This window comes from Delftia sp. WSY_12, assembly GCF_043104645.1.
GTDB classification, from domain to species: domain Bacteria; phylum Pseudomonadota; class Gammaproteobacteria; order Burkholderiales; family Burkholderiaceae_C; genus Comamonas; species Comamonas tsuruhatensis.
In genome coordinates this window covers 66,140-83,066 of record NZ_JBICKW010000034.1, presented here as the reverse complement: position 1 = coordinate 83,066, position 16,927 = coordinate 66,140, and the positions used below count along the sequence as shown (strand labels likewise).

The window sequence follows — 16,927 nt, the reverse complement described above, 5'->3', positions numbered from 1 at the left end:
GCGGAGCTTCTATTTTGATAGCAATTGGTCCATGTGCTGTAGGTGCTTCCAGATGAAATCCGCAGGCACAGCGCGCAATGGCTGCGGTCGCCCCGATCGCCGCAATGGCATCTGCGCGGGACTAGAATGGCCGCTGTCTTTGGCGGCGCGCAGTCCGTGCGCCGCAAAGCAGCGTTCTCAGGGCGGGGTGAAATTCCCCACCGGCGGTATCTGGATCTGTCTTTCGGCATGTGTCCAGCAGCCCGCGAGCGCCCGGCTAGCCGCAAGGCCGGCCGGGGTCAGCAGATCTGGTGAGATGCCAGAGCCGACGGTCACAGTCCGGATGAAAGAGATCGCGCAGCACCTGCATGGCAGGCGCCATGCCCATGGTTGTCCCATGGGCTGTGCCGCGCCATGCGGCGCCATGGCGCGCGCCCTGATTCATTTGTCTCATCTCGAAAGAGCACCATGAATCAGACTCCTGTCTCCTTGAACTTCTCCGCACACGGCACGGCCTCGGGCACGCCGTGGAAGGCCGTCGCGGGCCGCAGCCGCGTGGCCGTGATCTGCGCGAGCTGGCATACCGATGTCGTGCACCAGGCGCGCGACTCCATGGCGGCCGAGCTGCAGGCCCAGGGAGTGGCCGCGCAGAACATCAGCCACTTCAACGTGCCCGGCGCCTTCGAGATCCCGCTGCTGGCCAAGAAGCTGGCCGACAGCGGCCGTTTCGACGCGGTCATCGCCTGCGCGCTGGTGGTCAACGGCGGCATCTATCGCCACGAGTTCGTGTCCTCGGCCGTGATCGACGGCCTGATGCGCGTGCAGCTCGATACCGAAGTGCCGGTGTTCTCGGCCGTGCTCACGCCGCGCGATTTCCACGAACATGGCGACCATGTGGAGTTCTTCCGTGCCCACTTCGTGAAGAAGGGCGTGGAAGTGGCGCATGCCTGCCTGGCGGCGCTGGACCAGCTGGCGCAGGTACAGGCACTGGGCCAGGCGCGCGCGGCGTGAGCCGGCCAGCCTCCCAGCACAGCTTTGGTTGGGGATGGATTCTCGTAAACACTGAGTTGGGGCCGAGTGTCGCGGTCCCGTCACGCGGCGTGACGCGCCATTGCCAAGCCGCGATGACGGGAATAACGTGACGGCCTGTTTCAACTGAGGAGTGCGCGATGAAGATGTCCCGGAAGTTGTGTATTGCGGCCGTCGTGGCCGGCATGGGTGGCGTGGCCATGGCCCAGGAGCAGGTGATCCGCATCGGCCACATCGGCCCCGTGTCCGGACCCCAGGCCAATTTCGGCAAGGACAACGAGAACGGCGTGCGCATGGCCATTGACGACCTCAATGCCAAGGGCATGGAGATCGCCGGCAAGAAGGTCAAGTTCCAGCTGGTGGCCGAAGACGATGTGGCCGATCCCAAGCAGGGCACGGCCGCTTCGCAGAAGCTGTGCGACGACAAGGTCGCCGGCGCCGTGGCCTTCCTCAACTCGGGCGTGGCCATTCCCTCGTCCAAGGTCTTCCAGGACTGCGGCATTCCCATGATCACGGGCGCGGCCACCAACCCCGACCTGACCAAGCCCGGCTGGAACACCACCTACCGCGTGATTGCCAATGACAACGCGCTGGGCGCGGCGCTGGCCAAGTACGCGGCCGAAACGCTCAAGCTCAAGACCGTGGCCATCATCGATGACCGCACGGCCTACGGCCAGGGCCTGGCCAATGTGTTCAAGAAGGATGCGGAAAAGCTGGGCGTGAAGGTCGTGGCCTCGGAGTTCACGAACGACAAGGCCACGGACTTCATGGCCATCCTGACCTCGATCAAGGCCAAGAAGCCCGAAGGCATCTTCTACGGCGGCATGTATGGCCAGGCCGGCCCCATGCTGCGCCAGATGGCCCAGTTGGGCATGAACGATGCCAAGTACTTCGGCGGCGACGGCCTGTGCGTGCCCGAGCTGGCCAAGGTGGCCGCCGGCGCCAAGCCGCTGGACAACGTGATCTGCGCCGACGGCGGCGCCTCGCTGGCCAAGATGCCTGGCGGCACGGAATGGAAGAAGCGCTACGACGCCAAGTACCCCGGTCAGTTCCAGGTCTACAGCCCGTACTTCTACGACGCCACCATGATGCTGGCCGACGCCATGAAGCGCGCCAACTCCTGGGACCCCAAGGTCTACATCCCCTTCCTGCAGAAGGCCGACTACTCGGGCGTGACCTCCAAGATCGCTTTCGAGAAGAACGGCGAGATGAAGAACCCTTCGTACACGCTGAGCGTGTTCAAGAACGGCCAGAAGACGGCCCTCGACTGAGAGCCTGTCCTCCCTTCGTTTTCATGCCCGCCTTGTGCGGGCTTTTTTTATCGGCCCGGGACCTCGGCCGGGGCCTGCGCCGGCGCATCGACCACGCCGGGCAACTGCGCCAGATAGGCCTGCAGCGCGGCAATGGCCTGGCGCACCTTGGCGGGCTGGGCCTGGCGCTGCGGGGTGACGGCCCAGATGTCCAGGCCGCCGAAGTCCCAGTCGGGCAGCAGGCGCACCAGGCGTCCTTCGGCCACCGCGTCGGCAACGTCCATGCTGCCCAGCAGGGCCAGGCCCAGGCCGGCCTCGCACATCTGCTGGAGGGACAGTTGGTTGTTGCTGGCCACATGGGGCTGCACCTGCAGGCTGTAGGTCTCGCCCGTGGCCGGGTGGCGTGCCTCGGCCCGCAGAGCCTGGCCCTGGCCCTCGCGCGCAAGGCCCAGCCAGCGCGCGCTGGCCAGCGGTGCCGGGTGGCGCCAGGCCGCGCCGCCGCCGTGCTCCTGTATCCATGCGGGCGAGGCGCTCAGCCAGTTGCGCATGGCGCCCAGGCGCCGGGCCGCCCAGCCGGAGTCGGCCAGCCGGCCAAAGCGCAGCGCCAGGTCGATGCGGCTTTGGATGAGGTCGATGGGCGCATCGTCCACATCCAGGTGCAGGCGCAGTGCCGGATGCCGGGCCAGCCAGCTGCCCAGGGCCGGCGCGATATGGCGCGCAAAGCCCACGGTGGCCGACAGGCGCAGTTCGCCGCCGGGCTCGTCGCGCGCGGCGGCCAGCTCGGCCCGCGCCTGGCTGGCGGCCTGTGCCATGGCGGCGCACTGCTGGTAGTAGCGCTCGCCCGTGTCGGTGAGGGCGATCTGCCGGGTGGAGCGGTGCAGCAGGGTGACGCCGCCGTCGCGCTCGAGCTGGCGCACCTGCTGGCTCACGGCCGAGGGGCTCATGCCCAGGGCGCGCGCGGCGGCGCTCATCGATCCGTGCTGCACCACGGCGGCGAAAACGGCCATGCGTTTGTAGTCGTCCATGGGCTGTATTGTGAAGTGGTGCTTCAAGCTGTTGGTGAAAACTGCTGTCTTCCGCAGTGATTGTGAACGGCGTAATCTCAATGCCATCGTGAACAGGCGCCCAGGCGCCGCAAAGGAATGAAGATGAAAGTGGCACTCATTGGCGCAACCGGCTTTGTGGGTTCGGCGGTATTGAAGGAGCTGCTGCAGCGCGGCCACGAGGTCGTGGCCCTGGTGCGCGACCCCGCCAGGCTGGCGGCCCAGCCGCATCTGCACGCCGTGCAGGCCGATGTGCTGGATGCCGCCGCCGTGCAGCGGGCCGTGGCAGGCGCGGACGCCGTGGTCAGCGCCTACAACGCGGGCTGGGGCAATCCCGACATCTATGAGGATTTCATGCGCGGCTCGCGCGCCATCGTGGCGGGCACCAAGGCGGCTGGCGTCAAGCGCTATCTGGTGGTGGGCGGTGCGGGCAGCCTCTACATCGCGCCCGGCAGGCAACTGGTGGACACGCCCGAGTTCCCGGCCGCCATCAAGCCCGGCGCCTCGGCTGCGCGCGATGCCCTCAACGATCTGCAAAAGGAGCAGGGCCTGGACTGGACGATGCTGAGCCCGCCGATTGCCCTGCACCTGGGTGACCATGGCGAGCGCACGGGCCAGTACCGCACGGGCAAGGATGAGCCGTTGATGCAGGCCGACGGCCAGCCCGGCACCATCTCGGCCGCCGATCTGGCCGTGGCCCTGGTGGATGCGCTGGACAAGGGCCTGCACCTGCGCGAGCGCTTTACCGTCGCTTACTGAGCACCGGGGGCTCCCGGCTGGTGCGCAGGCGGCCTCCATGGCATGCTGGTGCCTGTCACGAACAGGCAGGAGCGCCGCCATGATCGACCACACGGGAATCCTCGTATCGGACTTCGACCGCAGCCGGGAGTTTTATGCGCGGGCGCTGGCTCCCCTGGGCTACGAGATCCTGATGGAGCTGTCCGCCGAGCTCACCGGCCACGGCGACACGGCCGGCTTTGGCGAGCCGCCCAAGCCTGATTTCTGGATCACCGGCGGCGAGCCCAACCAGCCGCCCATCCATGTGGCCTTTCGCGTGGACAACCGCAACATGGTCGATGATTTCCACGCGGCCGCCCTGGCCGCAGGCGGGCGCTGCAATGGCGAGCCCGGCCTGCGACCGCACTACCATGACGACTATTACGCGGCCTTCGTGCTCGACCCCGACGGCCACAACATCGAGGCCGTCTGCCACCTGCCTCCGGCCTGAGTCCCCCTGGCGGCACTGGGGCCTGCGCGGCAGCTGACATCAGGCGGTCGCATGGCGCAGCACAATATTGCGCTGCAACAAAAAAGGCCCCACGTTCCCCATGCCCCCTTCCGTCTCCGCTGCGGCCGGCTCCGTTTCCGCGTCATCCACACCCACGGCCGCCCAGGCCTGGCTCAGCGTGATCGCGCTGGCGCTGGGCGCCTTCGTCTTCAATACCACCGAGTTCGTGCCCGTGGGCCTGCTCAGCAGCATTGGCGCGAGCTTTGGCATGCCCACCGAGCAGGTCGGGCTGATGCTGACCATCTATGCCTGGATCGTGGCCCTGGCCTCGCTGCCCTTCATGCTGCTCACGCGCAATGTGGAGCGGCGCAAGCTGCTGATGGGCGTGTTCGCGCTGTTCGTGGCCAGCCATGTGCTGTCGGGCGTGGCCTGGAGCTTTGCCTCGCTCATGGTCAGCCGCATCGGCATTGCGCTGTCGCATGCGGTGTTCTGGTCCATCACGGCCTCGCTGGCCGTGCGCGTGGCGCCGCCCGGAAGGAAGGCCGTGGCGCTGAGCCTGCTGGCCACCGGCACCTCCATGGCCATGGTGCTGGGCATTCCGCTGGGCCGCATCGTGGGCGAATGGCTGGGCTGGCGCACGACGTTCCTGGCCGTGGGCGGGGTGGCCGCCATCGTCATGGTGGCCCTGGCCCGGCTGCTGCCGCGCCTGCCCAGCGAGAACGCGGGCAACCTGGCCAGCGTGCCCATGCTGCTGCGCCGTCCGGCGCTGCTGTCCATCTACATCCTGCTGGTGGTCGTGATCACCGGGCAGTTCACGGCCTACAGCTATATCGAGCCCTTCGTGCAGGACATCGCGGGCTTCGAGGGCAAGGTGACCACGGCCGTGCTGCTGCTGTACGGCGGCATGGGCATCGTGGGCAGCGTGATGTTCAGCTGGTGGGGCCTGCGCCATCCGCGCGGCTTTCTGCTGGCTGCCATTGGCGTGCTGTCGGCCAGCCTGCTGATGCTGGTGCCGGCCTCGGGCCATGAGGCCTCGCTCTATGTGATGAGCTCGGTCTGGGGTGTCGCCATGATCTGCTTCGCCCTGGCCATGCAGTCCCAGGTGCTCAAGCTGGCAGCCGACGCCACCGATGTGGGCATGTCCATGTTCTCGGGCATCTTCAACATCGGCATTGGCGGCGGCGCGCTGCTGGGCAGTCAGGTCAGCATGCATGCGGGCATGCAGAACATCGGCTGGATCGGCGGCGGCCTGGTGGCGCTGGGCCTGGCTTGGTGTGTCTGGGCCTTCGTGCGCTGGTCTGCCGGCTTCCAGGCAACGGCGCACTGAAGCGGGTCAGCCGCCGGGTGCCCGCATGGCCTGGGCGTAGCGCTGCGGTGCCAGGCGGGACACCAGTACGCAGACCACGAGCACGGCGGCCATCTGTGCCAGCCAGCCGGCGCCGAATCCGCCCGTGAACTGGTGCAGCCGGGCGATCACATAGGGCGCCAGCGCCGCAATCAGAAAGCCGCCGCCCTGCATCAGCGCATTGAGCGCCCCGGCCTGCGTGGGGTGGGGAAGATGGTCGAGCGCCACCACCATCATCAGCGCGAAGCAGCCACCCAGGCCGATGCCGAGGATGACGATGTTGAGCAGCGGCGCCGCATCAGGCCACCAGGCCAGCGCGGCCAGGCCGATGATCTGGCACAGCAGCGTGAACCCCAGCCATGGCCGCCGGTCGGCATGGCGCGCGGCCAGCACGGGCAGTCCCAGCGCGGCGCCGGCCTGTGCCACCGACAGCAGGGCGACCAGGCCGCCGCTTTGCGCGGGGCTCCAGCCGTGCGTCTGGTAGAAGGGTGCAAGCCAGGCCACCATGGCCGCATAGCCGCCGTTGATGAGGCCGAAGCAGGCCATCAGCATCCAGGTGCGTGGGCGCCGGCGCAGCCAGCCGGTGTCTTGCGTGGCGTTGGCCCCTGCCATGGGCGCCGGAGCCGGCAACGCACGCAGCGCATGCCGCGCCAGCGCCAATGCCAGCAGGGCGGGCGCAGTCCACAGCGCCAGCGCAAGGCGCCAGTCCAGTCCCCATTGCACGGCCAGCGGCGAAATCTGGGCGCCCAGGGCGCCGCCGCCCATGAGCGCGGCCGAGTACAGCCCCATCATCTGGGCCATGCGTGCGGGCGACTGGCGCTTGATCAGGCCCGGCAGCACGCCTTGCACCAGGGCGACGCCAGCGCCGCACAGCGCGGCCGTGGCCAGCAGGGTGGCCGCACTGGAGCCCGCCACGCGCAGCGCACAGCCCAGCGCAATCACCGCCAAGGAGCCGACCACGGCGCGGCGCGGACCCAGGCGCTGAAGCGCGGCCGGGGCCAGCCAGGCGCCCAGGCCCATCAACGCCATGGGCAGCAGGGTCAGCCAGGACAGCGTGGACAGAGCCATGCCGGTGGCGGACTGGATCTGCGGTCCCAGCGGGCCGATGGCCGTGAGAAACGGGCGCAGGTTCAGCGTGACCAGCACGACGGTGGCCAGCCACAGTGCCGTTGGAATGGCGTGTGCTGCGGCAGGGGTCTCGGTGTGCGCAGGCGCAATGGACGACATGGCTTCAGGCCCAGGGGGCGTTGCCGTACAGTTGGGCCGCCGTGATGCCCGTGTCCAGCCGCGTCAGGGGCAGCGGTGGCGGCTGCAGCGGCATGCGCAGCCGCTGGTAGGCGCCCTCGCTGGACAGGCCATACGGCTGGGCATCCGCGTTGTCGAAGGCGAAGAAAACCTGCTCGGCCCCGGCCATCACCAGCGCCGCCAGGCACATGGGGCAGGGGTGGCCGCTGGCGTAGATGGTGCAGCCGGCCAGGCTGGCGTTGGCCTGGGCGCGCGTGCCCGCGCGCAGCGCCTGCATTTCTGCGTGGGCGCTGGGGTCATGGCTTTGCACGATCTCGTTGACGCCCGTGGACAGGATCTGCCCCTCGCGCGCGAGCAGGGCGCCGAAGGGCCGGCCGCCCCGCAGGCGGTTGTCGTGCGCCAGCTGCACGGCATGGCGCAGCAGGCGGATGTGTTCTTGTTCTTGCATGGGGATGGCTGGGCAATCGGGAGCTGAGGCCGCAGTCTAGGACGGGGGCCCTCAATTGGAAAATTAAATGATCAAATGCCAGGCAGTGACAAAGCCACTGAAATTCGCCCAAGCCCCATGCAGCCCTCTTCCATAGACCCCACCCTGCTGCGCAGCTTCTGCGCCGTGGCCGAAACCGGCAGCTTCACGCGCGCGGCGCAGGGCGTGCACCTGACCCAGTCCACGGTCAGCCAGCAGATCCGCAGGCTGGAGGAGCAAATGGGCTGCACGCTGCTGGACCGCAGCGGGCGCCATGTGGAATGCACGCTGGAAGGAGAGCGCCTGCTGGCCTATGCGCAGCGCATCCTCGCGCTCATGGACGAGGCCGTGGAGCAGCTGGCAGGCGCCACCGAGGCCGTGCTGCGCATCGGCGTTCCCGAAGACTTTGCGGCCGGCGCCGTGATGCCCGCCTTTGCGGCGCTGGCACGCAGCCAGCCGCAGTTGCGGCTGGAGCTGAGCAGCGGGCTGTCGCAGGCGATATGGCAGCAGTTCCAGTCCGGCGAGCTGGACCTGGCCATCGTCAAGCAGCGCAGCGGCAGCACGCCCGGCATGGCGCGCTGGCCTGAACCGCTGGCCTGGATAGACAGTGCGCGGCATCCCTGCCACGGGATGGATCCCTTGCCTTTGGTGGTGTTTCCACAGGGCGGCCTGTACCGCAGCGAGATGACGCATGCGCTGGATGCCGCCGGCCGGCGCTGGCGCCTGGCCTATGTGAGCGCCAGCCTGGCCAGCCTGGAAGCCGCCGTGGAGCAGGGCCTGGGCATCAGCCTGCTGCCGCGCCGGCTGGTCGGGCCCGGCCACCGCCTGCTCGACGGCATGGCCGGCTTCGCCCCCGTGCCTGATGTGGAAGTGGCACTGCACGTGCGGGCCCAGTTGTCGGCGCCGGGTCGACGTCTGGCCGGGCGCCTGTGTGAGGTGTGCGAGGCGTTGCTGTCGCCTGTCGCTGGCGAAGCCTGAAAAAAATCCCCGCCGTGGCGGGGATGGTCAGTGGGTGACGCGCAGGCTCAATCCATCGTCAGGTTCTGCTTTTGCACCACGTCCTTGTAGACCGCCAGTTCGGCCTTGATCTCTTCAAAGAAATGCTCGGGCGTGTCGGCCACGATCAGCGAGCCGGTTTCCTCGATGCGCTTCTTGATGGCCGGGTCCTGCAGCACCTTGCGCGTGGCGGCATTGACCTTGTCCACGATGTCGCGCGGCAGGTTCTTGGGGCCGACGATGCCGTAGTAGGCCATGCGGTTGACGGGGGCCAGGCCCACTTCCTTGAAGGTGGGCACATCGGGCAGGGCGGCCAGGCGCTGGGGCGCGGCCACCACGATGGGCACCAGGCGCTTTTCCTTGACGAAGCCCAGGGCGGAGGGCAGGTTGTCGAAGATCAGCGGAACCTGGCCGGCCACGGCGTCGTTCAGCGCGGGGCCGCTGCCACGGTAGGGCACGTGGGTGATGTCGGTGCCCGTGGACAGCTTGAACATCTCCATCATCAGATGGGTGATGCTGCCGTTGCCGGGCGAGGCGTAGGAGTACTTGCCGGGGTTCTTCTTCACCTCGGCCAGGAACTCCTGGTAGTTCTTGCCCGCGAACTTGGGGTTGGCCGCAATGATGTTGGGCGTGGCCGCGATGTTCACGATGGGCGTGAAGTCGGTCAGCACGTTGTACGGGATCTTGGGGTTGATCGCCGGGTTGGTGGCCGTGGTGGACACGGTGGCGATGCCCAGGCTGTAGCCATCGGGCTGGGAGCGCGCCGTCTCGGCCGCGCCGATGCTGCCGCCGCCGCCGCCCTTGTTCTCGACCACCACGGGCTGGCCCAGGGCACGGCCCAGCGGCTCGGCCACGATGCGCGCGATCAGGTCGGTGGTGCCGCCGGCCGCGAAGGGCACGAGCAGCTTGATGGGCTTGGTGGGGTAGCCCTGGGCATGGGCTGCGCCCGAAAGCGCGAGGGCGCCGAGGATGCCGGCGAGCGCGATGCGGGAGGTGTGAGTCATGGTGTTGTCTCCTTGAATGGATGTTGTGGACGTTTGTTGTGAGGCACCGACGGGTGGGAGGGCGTGATTCTTTAGGACATTCGTATGACGGTGCTTGGGCTGAGAAATGTGGAGGCGGTGTTGCGCGGCGCTGGCGATCAGACCACGCCGCGCGAGCGCAGCGCCTGGATGGCCATGGGCGCAATGCCCAGCTCGCCCAGCACTTCATCGGTGTGCTGGCCCAGGGAGGGCGGTGCGCTGCGCAGCACGGGCGGGGTATCGCTCAGGCGCATGGGGCTGGCCACGCCGGCGATGCGCGAGATGCCGTCGCCGGCCTCGCGCGGCAGCTCGACGCGTATGCCGCGTGCACGCACCTGCGGGTCATCGAAGGCCTGGGCGATGGTGTTGATGGGGCCGCAGGGCACGGCCTTGTCTTCCAGCAGCGCAATCCATTCGGCCGTGCCGCGTGTCTTCATGAGGGGCACCATCCGCTCCAGCAGCGCCTGACGGTTGCGCACGCGCGCGGTGTTGGTGGCAAAGCGCTCGTCCTGCGCCCAGCCGGCTTCGCCGACGGCGGCGCAAAAGCGCGCGAACTGCCCGTCATTGCCAATGGCCAGCAGCACGTTGCCGTTGGCCGTGGCGAAGTCCTGGTAGGGCGCCAGGCTGGGGTGGATGTTGCCGGCGCGGCCCGGCGATTCGCCCGTGGCCAGAAAGCCGGCGGCCTGGTTGGCCAGCACGGCCATGCCCACGTCCAGCAGGGCCATGTCGATGTGCTGGCCCCGGCCCGAGGCCTGGCGTGCATGCAGCGCGGCCAGGATGGCATTGCTGGCATACAGGCCCGTGAAGACGTCGATCACGGCCACGCCCACCTTGAGCGGGCCGCCTCCGGGCGCCTCATCGGCATGGCCGGTGATGCTCATCAGCCCGCACATGGCCTGCACCATGAGGTCGTAGCCCGCGCGCTCGGCATACGGGCCGGTCTGGCCGAAACCCGTGACCGAGCAATAGATCAGGCGCGGGTTGAGCGCCTTGAGGCTTTCGTAGTCCAGCCCGTACTGCGCCAGGCCACCGACCTTGAAGTTCTCCACCAGCACATCGGCCCCGGCCGCCATCTGGCGAATCAGCTGCTGCCCATCGGGGGTGGACATGTCGATGGTGACCGAGCGCTTGTTGCGGTTGCAGGCCGTGAAATAACTGGCCTCCTGCGTGGCCTGCCCATCGTCGCGCGGCAGGAACGGAGGCCCCCAGTGGCGCGTGTCATCGCCGGCCACGGGCCGCTCGACCTTGATCACGTCGGCGCCCAGGTCGGCCAGTGTCTGCGTGCACCAGGGCCCGGCCAGCACGCGGGAAAGATCAAGCACCTTGATGCCAGCCAATGCGGCCGGCGCGGAGGATGTGGAGGACATGAGAGGGAAGAAATATGAGCGCGCCCGATGCCGCTGGTAGTTCAGCTCAGGGCTTGAGCTTCCATCACCCATAGCGTGTGACATGGGCGTGGAACAGGCCAGGGACGCCGAGCAAGAGCCGCCTCGCGGCGAGGGCGTCGTCCCCCTCCGCGAAGCGAGAAGGGGGAAGGCGCGAAGCGCCTCAGGGGGTCAGTTGGCAAAAGCTGCGATGCCGGTCTGCGCCCGGCCCAGGATCAGCGCATGCACATCGTGCGTGCCTTCGTAGGTGTTGACCACTTCCAGGTTGACCAGATGGCGGGCCACGCCGAACTCGTCGCTGATGCCGTTGCCGCCCATCATGTCGCGCGCCATGCGGGCAATGTCCAGCGACTTGCCGCAGTTGTTGCGCTTGATCAGCGAGGTGATCTCGATCACGTTCTGGTGCTCGTCCTTCATGCGGCCCACGCGCAGCGCGGCCTGCAGGCCCAGGGTGATCTCGGTCTGCATGTCGGCCAGCTTCTTCTGCACCAGCTGGTTGGCGGCCAGGGGGCGGCCGAACTGCTTGCGGTCCAGCGTGTACTGGCGCGCCGTGTGCCAGCAGAACTCGGCTGCGCCCAGGGCGCCCCAGGCAATGCCGAAGCGTGCGCTGTTCAGGCAGGTGAAGGGGCCCTTGAGGCCGCGCACCTCGGGGAAGGCGTTTTCCTCGGGGACGAAGACATCGTCCATCACGATCTCGCCCGTGATGGAGGCGCGCAGGCCCACCTTGCCGTGGATGGCCGGGGCCGACAGGCCCTTCATGCCCTTGTCCAGGATGAAGCCGCGGATCTCGCCCACATGGCCGTCCTCGGTCACTTCCTTGGCCCAGACCACGAACACGTCGGCCACGGGGCTGTTGGTGATCCACATCTTGTTGCCCTTGAGGCGGTAGCCGCCGTCCACCTTGTAGGCGCGGCTGGACATGCTGCCGGGGTCGGAACCGTGGTCGGGTTCGGTCAGGCCGAAGCAGCCGATGAACTCGCCGCTGGCCAGCTTGGGCAGGTACCTGTTCTTCTGGTCTTCGGTGCCGAATTCATTGATGGGCACCATCACCAGCGAGCTTTGCACGCTGGCCATGGAGCGGTAGCCCGAGTCCACGCGCTCGATCTCGCGTGCCACCAGGCCGTAGCTGACATAGTTCAGGCCCGCGCCGCCGTACTGCGTGGGGATGGTGGGGCCCAGCAGGCCCAGCTCGCCCATCTCGCGGAAGATGCTCACGTCGGTCTTTTCATGGCGGAACATTTCCAGCACGCGGGGTGCCAGCTTCTCCTGGCAGTAGGCATGGGCCGCGTCGCGGATCATGCGCTCGTCTTCACTCAGTTGCTGGTCGAGCTGGAAGGGGTCATCCCATTGGAAGCTGTTGCGGGCCATGGCGTGGTTTCTCCAAAAAACAAAGAGGTCAAGGGCGGGTCGCTGCCATATGCCAAAGCCGGGCAGGCTGTGACCATGGAGCGTTGTTGCGACGCATCTTAGAAGCGGGCCTGCGCGTGGCGCAAACGATGTTTGTTCATCCATGAATGCGTAAAACGCATGTATAAATGGGTTGTTGCGGGTTATTCCCTATGATGTGAGGCTCTGAAGTGCATTGAATTCATGAGATATGCGTAGAGCCCTGCCATCCACCCAAGCCCTTGCCTGCTTCGAGTCGGCCGCCCGCCACATCAGCTACACGCGTGCGGCGCAGGAGCTGTCGCTCACGCAAAGCGCGGTATCGCGCCAGATCATTGCGTTGGAAGAGTTCCTGGGCGTGCAGCTGTTCCGGCGCACGCGCCACGGCGTGCTGCTGACGGAGGCCGGCACGCAGTACGCCCAGCAGGTCTCGCGCTGGCTGCACGGCCTGGAACGCGACACGCTGGACATCATGGCCCACCAGGGCGAGGGAGGCCCGCTCAACCTGGCGGCCGTGCCCACCTTCGCCACGCGCTGGCTGCTGCCGCGCCTGCCGCAGCTGGCGCGCGAGCATCCCGAGGTCACCGTGCACATCGATGTGCAGACGCGGCCCTTCCTGTTTGCCGATACCGTGTTCGACGCTGCGCTCTATGCAGGCACGCCCGAGCAGGTGGCACGCTGGCCCGGTGTGCAGGCGCAATGGCTGATGGACGAAGAGGTGGTGCCCGTGTGCAGCCCGCAATTGCTGGCCACGGCGCAGGCGCGCGAGCCGGGCCGCGCCTGGCTGCCCGTGGGGGCGGACATCGTGGCCCGGATGCCGCTGCTGCAGCAAAGCACGCGGCCCTACGGCTGGCAGCAGTGGTTCGATGCCATGGGCGTGGCCGCGCCGCGCGCGCTGGATGGCATGCGGCTGGAGCTGTTCTCCATGCTGGCCGTGGCCGCCAGCCAGGGCCTGGGCGTGGCGCTGATGCCGCCCATGCTGATCGAGCAGGAGCTGGCGCGCGGCGACCTCATCATTGCCTGCCCCCAGCCGCTGCGCGGCAACCGCGCCTACTACCTGGTCACCCCGGCCCTGGCGCCCGATGCCCAGCCCGCGCCCGCCCTGCGCGTGTTCTCTTCATGGCTGCAGCAGCGCGCCAGGGAGCACCGGCCTGCCTGATAATTAAGCAGGCCTTGGATTGTTCAACGATGACAGTCACTTAACTGACTTATCCTTGCTGCTGGCGGCGCTTGTCCACAGGCTTGTGGGGGTGTCTCTGGGGAAAACCCGCAATCGCGCTCAAAACCAGGGCAGCACGGCCAGGCACAGCGGCATGACCACGGCCGTGGCCACGCCGTTCAGGCCCATGGCCAGGGCCGAGAAGGCGCCCATGGTCGGATTCACCTGCAGCGCGCGTGCCGTGCCGATGGCGTGGGCCGTAAGTCCCAGGGCAAAACCCTGCACGGCCGGGTCATCGCTGCGCACCAGGCGGATCAGCAGCGGCGCCATCATCGTGCCCGCAATGCCGGTGATGGCCACGGCCACGGCCGCCAGCGAGGCCGGACCGCCAAAGCGCTCGGCCATGGGCAGGGCGATGGGAATGGTGGCCGACTTGGGCGCCAGCGCCACCAGCGTCTGCACCGTCGCTCCCAGGCTCCAGCCAATCAGCAGTGCCGACAGCAACGCCACCACGCAGCCCACGGCCAGCGCCACGCTGATGGGCAGCCACAGCGCGCGGATGCGCTCGCGCTGGGCGTACAGCGGAATTGCCAGCGCGACGGTGGCCGGGCCGATCAGCAGTCCCAGCAGCGAGACGCCACTGCGGTAGCTGGCATAGGAGGTGCCCGTGGCCAGCAGCACGCCCACGATGACGACCACAGCCGTGAACACGGGAATCAGGAGCGGATGGTTGCCGCTTCGGCGGTACAGCGCCATGGCCGCCAGGTAGACGGCCATGGTCAGCACCAGCCAGGGCAGGTGGGCGGTGGAGGCATTGCCGGACAGCGACTGCCAGGCGCTGTGCCAGTGGGTGGTGAGCGCGCTCATGCCTTGTCTCCCTGGCTGGCGGCCGCCTCGCGGGCGCGCTGGCGCTCCAGGCACCAGCGGAAGGTGAAGGCCGTGGCCAGGAAGGTAATGGCTGCACCCGCCACGCAGGCGATCACGAAGGGCTGCCATTCGCGCGACAGCCGGTCGAACTCCAGCATCACGCCTGCAATGACGGGAATGAACAGCAGCATCATGTTCTGCAGCAGCACGCCGGCTGCCTTCTCCAGCGACTCGGGCAGGCGGCCGTGCAGCAGCAGCGCCGCCAGCAGCAGCAGCGTGCCCACGAGCGCGCCCGGAAGCGGCAGCCCCGTGAGCTGGACGATGGCCTCCCCCAGCAACTGGAAGGCGAACAAGGCGGTGATGGCGTACAGCATGAAAACCTGAATTCCTGGGTCAGATGGGTGAGGGAGCGGCCAATGGGGCGGGTGCGGCAAGAATGTGGATCGCCCGATGTCAGGCCGGGGCCTGGCCCTGGCGCCTGTGGGACGCCGCCGCAAAGCGTGCAATCATCGCCCACAACTCGAAAAAAGGTGCGGCCACCGATTGCGCGGCTCCCGGGCCAAGGCTATGTTTGCATCCGTGCCCCCTGGAGTCCTGGGGCACGAGACTTTGAATAGCGAAGGAGTAGCGATGGCCGAAACCACATATCACGCACCCGTGTACGAGCCGACGGTGGATGAACTCGAAGTGCTCAAGAAGCTGGAGATGGGCGAGCCCGTGTCGCTGGAAAGCGCGGCACGCGAGCATCTGTCCAAGAGGCTGCGCGAGCGTGGACTGGTCGAAATGGACAGCAGCCATCAATGGCACATCACGGCGGCGGGGCGCGCGCAGATCCGCCGCACGGATGCCTGAGGCGAGGTGGGTCAGGCGCCTTCCGAATCGAGGGTTTTCCCTTGGATCTGGAGGTTGCCTGATTTGCAGGCAGCTTAGCCTGCGGCCAGTGAATGCAAGCACTTGGACGCCTCGTTCACTTGCTGTTCACTGAATATCCACAGGGTTGTTCAAGGGTTCTGTGGAGAAATAAAGCCACCCCAGGGTGGCTTTTTTCATGGGCATCACCAGGCTTTTGCAGCGGGCGCACCGGGCTGGTGCCCGCGCCGGAAATTGGCTGCATGGCGATGGTGCAGATACCGGTTTTCAGAGGGAAGGTGCCGGATTTCGCGCACTGGGCAAGGCTAGGGGGCAGGCCGCGGTGGGGGCGATTCGAGGCGGGCTGGACATGCGCCTGATTGCAGTCCGTTTCCGCCTTGGCGGTGGCTTGATGCCAAAGTTGTACACAGGTTGGGTGGTGTGCGGGTGAAAGCGCGCAGGGGCTATCCCGCCCAAGGCATGAGGACGCAGGATCTGGTCAGGCTGGAGGCCTTGAATTGCAGTGCAGCCGCTGAAAAGGGCTGGTGCAGGAAGGAGGGGTGTGCGGACACTGTGAAGACAGCGGCCGGAAAAGAAATAGCCGAAAAAGCAGCGGACTGCTTTTTCGGCTACGTAATCTCTGGTGCCCGGGGCCGGAATCGAACCGGCACGCCTTGCGGCGGGGGATTTTGAGTCCCCTGCGTCTACCAATTTCACCACCCGGGCTACTTAGCGCAGGGGCGAATTATGGCACAGTGTGAGGCTATGAAAATTTATCCGACCATCGAAGACGCCATCGGCCGCACGCCCCTGGTGGCATTGCAGCGCATCGGTGCGCAGTCTCGCCAGGAACGTGGCAACGTGGTGCTGGGCAAGCTGGAAGGCAACAATCCGGCCGGTTCGGTCAAGGACAGGCCGGCCCTGTCGATGATCCGCCGCGCCGAAGAGCGCGGCGACATCAAGCCCGGCGACACGCTGATCGAGGCCACCTCGGGCAATACCGGCATTGCGCTGGCCATGGCCGCCACGATCAAGGGCTACCGGATGGTGCTGATCATGCCCGAGGACCTGTCCATCGAGCGTGCCCAGACGATGAAGGCCTATGGCGCCGAGCTGATCCTCACGCCCAAGAGCGGCGGCATGGAATACGCGCGCGACCTGGCCGACCAGATGGTGGCCCAGGGCAAGGGCGTGGTGCTCGACCAGTTCGGCAATCCCGACAACCCGCGTATCCACTACGAGACCACCGGCCCCGAGCTGTGGGAGCAGACCGGCGGCGAGATCACCCATTTCGTGAGCGCCATGGGCACCACGGGCACGATCACCGGCGTGGCGAAGTTCCTCAAGGAAAAGAACCCGGCCATCCGCATCGTGGGCGCCCAGCCGGCCGAGGGCTCGCGCATCCCCGGCATCCGCAAGTGGCCCGAGGAATACATGCCCAAGATCTACGACGCCTCGCTGATCGACGAGACCGTGCTCGTGGGCCAGGACGATGCCGAGGACATGGCGCGCCGCCTGGCGCGCGAGGAAGGCATCTTTGCCGGCATCTCGGCTGCCGGCGCCTGCTGGGTGGCCCAGCAGATTGCCGAGCGCGAGAACAACGCCACCATCGTCTTCGTGGTCTGCGACCGCGGCGACCGCTATCTGTCCACGGGCGTCTTCCCCGCCTGACGCAGCG

At 67.4% G+C, this 16,927-nt stretch carries 17 protein-coding genes, 1 tRNA gene and 1 riboswitch; of the genes, 9 read left to right on the top strand and 9 right to left on the bottom strand.

The window, feature by feature from the left end; all coding sequences use genetic code 11:
- Window positions 1-169: 169 nt before the first annotated feature.
- A riboswitch (FMN riboswitch) is annotated at window positions 170-338 on the top strand.
- Between the two features lie 109 nt (window positions 339-447).
- Together ACF8LI_RS20625 and ACF8LI_RS20620 are read left to right on the top strand one after the other, a co-directional pair.
- Window positions 448-990 carry a 6,7-dimethyl-8-ribityllumazine synthase gene (locus tag ACF8LI_RS20625; RefSeq protein ID WP_016448969.1) on the top strand — a complete coding sequence of 181 codons (543 nt, stop codon included), beginning with the start codon at window positions 448-450 and terminating at the stop codon, window positions 988-990.
- Window positions 991-1,148: 158 nt separating this feature from the next.
- A complete protein-coding gene (locus ACF8LI_RS20620) occupies window positions 1,149-2,279 on the top strand; it encodes a branched-chain amino acid ABC transporter substrate-binding protein (RefSeq protein WP_016448968.1) in 1,131 nt (376 codons plus the stop codon).
- A 47-nt stretch (window positions 2,280-2,326) separates the two neighbouring features.
- On the opposite strand, the gene ACF8LI_RS20615 is transcribed toward ACF8LI_RS20620, so the two are convergent.
- The gene (locus ACF8LI_RS20615; protein WP_203399824.1) at window positions 2,327-3,283 is read right to left on the bottom strand and encodes a LysR family transcriptional regulator; all 957 of its coding nucleotides are present in this window, start codon (window positions 3,281-3,283) and stop codon (window positions 2,327-2,329) included.
- A gap of 123 nt (window positions 3,284-3,406) precedes the next feature.
- On the opposite strand from ACF8LI_RS20615, the gene ACF8LI_RS20610 reads away from it, so the two are divergent.
- From ACF8LI_RS20610 to ACF8LI_RS20600, 3 genes are all read left to right on the top strand, one after another.
- Window positions 3,407-4,060 (top strand): NAD(P)-dependent oxidoreductase, encoded by a 654-nt coding sequence (locus ACF8LI_RS20610; protein WP_016448966.1) that lies wholly within the window; start codon window positions 3,407-3,409, stop codon window positions 4,058-4,060.
- Window positions 4,061-4,139: 79 nt separating this feature from the next.
- On the top strand, window positions 4,140-4,529 hold the full coding sequence (locus ACF8LI_RS20605; RefSeq protein WP_016448965.1) for a VOC family protein: 390 nt from the start codon (window positions 4,140-4,142) through the stop codon (window positions 4,527-4,529).
- 100 nt (window positions 4,530-4,629) lie between these two features.
- Entirely contained in the window at window positions 4,630-5,856 is a 1,227-nt protein-coding gene (locus ACF8LI_RS20600; RefSeq protein WP_016452582.1) for a sugar transporter, read from the top strand.
- 6 nt (window positions 5,857-5,862) lie between these two features.
- Here the strand turns inward: ACF8LI_RS20600 and ACF8LI_RS20595 are convergent, their stop codons facing one another.
- Both ACF8LI_RS20595 and ACF8LI_RS20590 read right to left on the bottom strand, forming a co-directional pair.
- A complete protein-coding gene (locus tag ACF8LI_RS20595) occupies window positions 5,863-7,101 on the bottom strand; it encodes a cyanate transporter (protein WP_017404868.1) in 1,239 nt (412 codons plus the stop codon).
- A gap of 4 nt (window positions 7,102-7,105) precedes the next feature.
- On the bottom strand, window positions 7,106-7,567 hold the full coding sequence (locus tag ACF8LI_RS20590) for a nucleoside deaminase (protein ID WP_017404867.1): 462 nt from the start codon (window positions 7,565-7,567) through the stop codon (window positions 7,106-7,108).
- A 117-nt stretch (window positions 7,568-7,684) separates the two neighbouring features.
- Here ACF8LI_RS20590 and ACF8LI_RS20585 point away from each other — a divergent pair, with 117 nt between their 5' ends.
- The gene (locus tag ACF8LI_RS20585) at window positions 7,685-8,563 is read left to right on the top strand and encodes a LysR family transcriptional regulator (RefSeq protein WP_392412780.1); all 879 of its coding nucleotides are present in this window, start codon (window positions 7,685-7,687) and stop codon (window positions 8,561-8,563) included.
- A 47-nt stretch (window positions 8,564-8,610) separates the two neighbouring features.
- On the opposite strand, the gene ACF8LI_RS20580 is transcribed toward ACF8LI_RS20585, so the two are convergent.
- From ACF8LI_RS20580 to ACF8LI_RS20570, 3 genes are all read right to left on the bottom strand, one after another.
- Window positions 8,611-9,585, bottom strand: coding sequence for a tripartite tricarboxylate transporter substrate binding protein BugE (locus ACF8LI_RS20580; RefSeq protein ID WP_012204128.1), 975 nt, complete (start codon window positions 9,583-9,585; stop codon window positions 8,611-8,613).
- A 137-nt stretch (window positions 9,586-9,722) separates the two neighbouring features.
- Window positions 9,723-10,970: a CaiB/BaiF CoA-transferase family protein gene (locus ACF8LI_RS20575; RefSeq protein WP_013803646.1), complete on the bottom strand. Its 1,248-nt coding sequence runs from the start codon at window positions 10,968-10,970 to the stop codon at window positions 9,723-9,725.
- Between the two features lie 189 nt (window positions 10,971-11,159).
- Window positions 11,160-12,356: an acyl-CoA dehydrogenase gene (locus tag ACF8LI_RS20570; protein ID WP_016448959.1), complete on the bottom strand. Its 1,197-nt coding sequence runs from the start codon at window positions 12,354-12,356 to the stop codon at window positions 11,160-11,162.
- A gap of 229 nt (window positions 12,357-12,585) precedes the next feature.
- On the opposite strand from ACF8LI_RS20570, the gene ACF8LI_RS20565 reads away from it, so the two are divergent.
- Entirely contained in the window at window positions 12,586-13,533 is a 948-nt protein-coding gene (locus ACF8LI_RS20565; RefSeq protein WP_012204131.1) for a LysR substrate-binding domain-containing protein, read from the top strand.
- Window positions 13,534-13,653: 120 nt separating this feature from the next.
- Here the strand turns inward: ACF8LI_RS20565 and ACF8LI_RS20560 are convergent, their stop codons facing one another.
- A complete protein-coding gene (locus ACF8LI_RS20560) occupies window positions 13,654-14,400 on the bottom strand; it encodes an LrgB family protein (RefSeq protein WP_047217793.1) in 747 nt (248 codons plus the stop codon).
- Entirely contained in the window at window positions 14,397-14,774 is a 378-nt protein-coding gene (locus ACF8LI_RS20555) for a CidA/LrgA family protein (RefSeq protein WP_016448957.1), read from the bottom strand. Before ACF8LI_RS20555 ends, ACF8LI_RS20560 begins: the two co-directional genes overlap by 4 nt.
- Before the next feature lie 256 nt (window positions 14,775-15,030).
- Here ACF8LI_RS20555 and ACF8LI_RS20550 point away from each other — a divergent pair, with 256 nt between their 5' ends.
- Entirely contained in the window at window positions 15,031-15,252 is a 222-nt protein-coding gene (locus tag ACF8LI_RS20550; protein WP_198818587.1) for a hypothetical protein, read from the top strand.
- Window positions 15,253-15,890: 638 nt separating this feature from the next.
- Here the strand turns inward: ACF8LI_RS20550 and ACF8LI_RS20545 are convergent.
- Window positions 15,891-15,975: transfer RNA gene (locus tag ACF8LI_RS20545), tRNA-Leu, on the bottom strand.
- 39 nt (window positions 15,976-16,014) lie between these two features.
- On the opposite strand from ACF8LI_RS20545, the gene cysM reads away from it, so the two are divergent.
- Window positions 16,015-16,920, top strand: a complete 906-nt coding sequence (cysM, locus tag ACF8LI_RS20540) for a cysteine synthase CysM (protein WP_017407070.1) — start codon at window positions 16,015-16,017, stop codon at window positions 16,918-16,920.
- The last annotated feature ends 7 nt before the right edge of the window (window positions 16,921-16,927 follow it).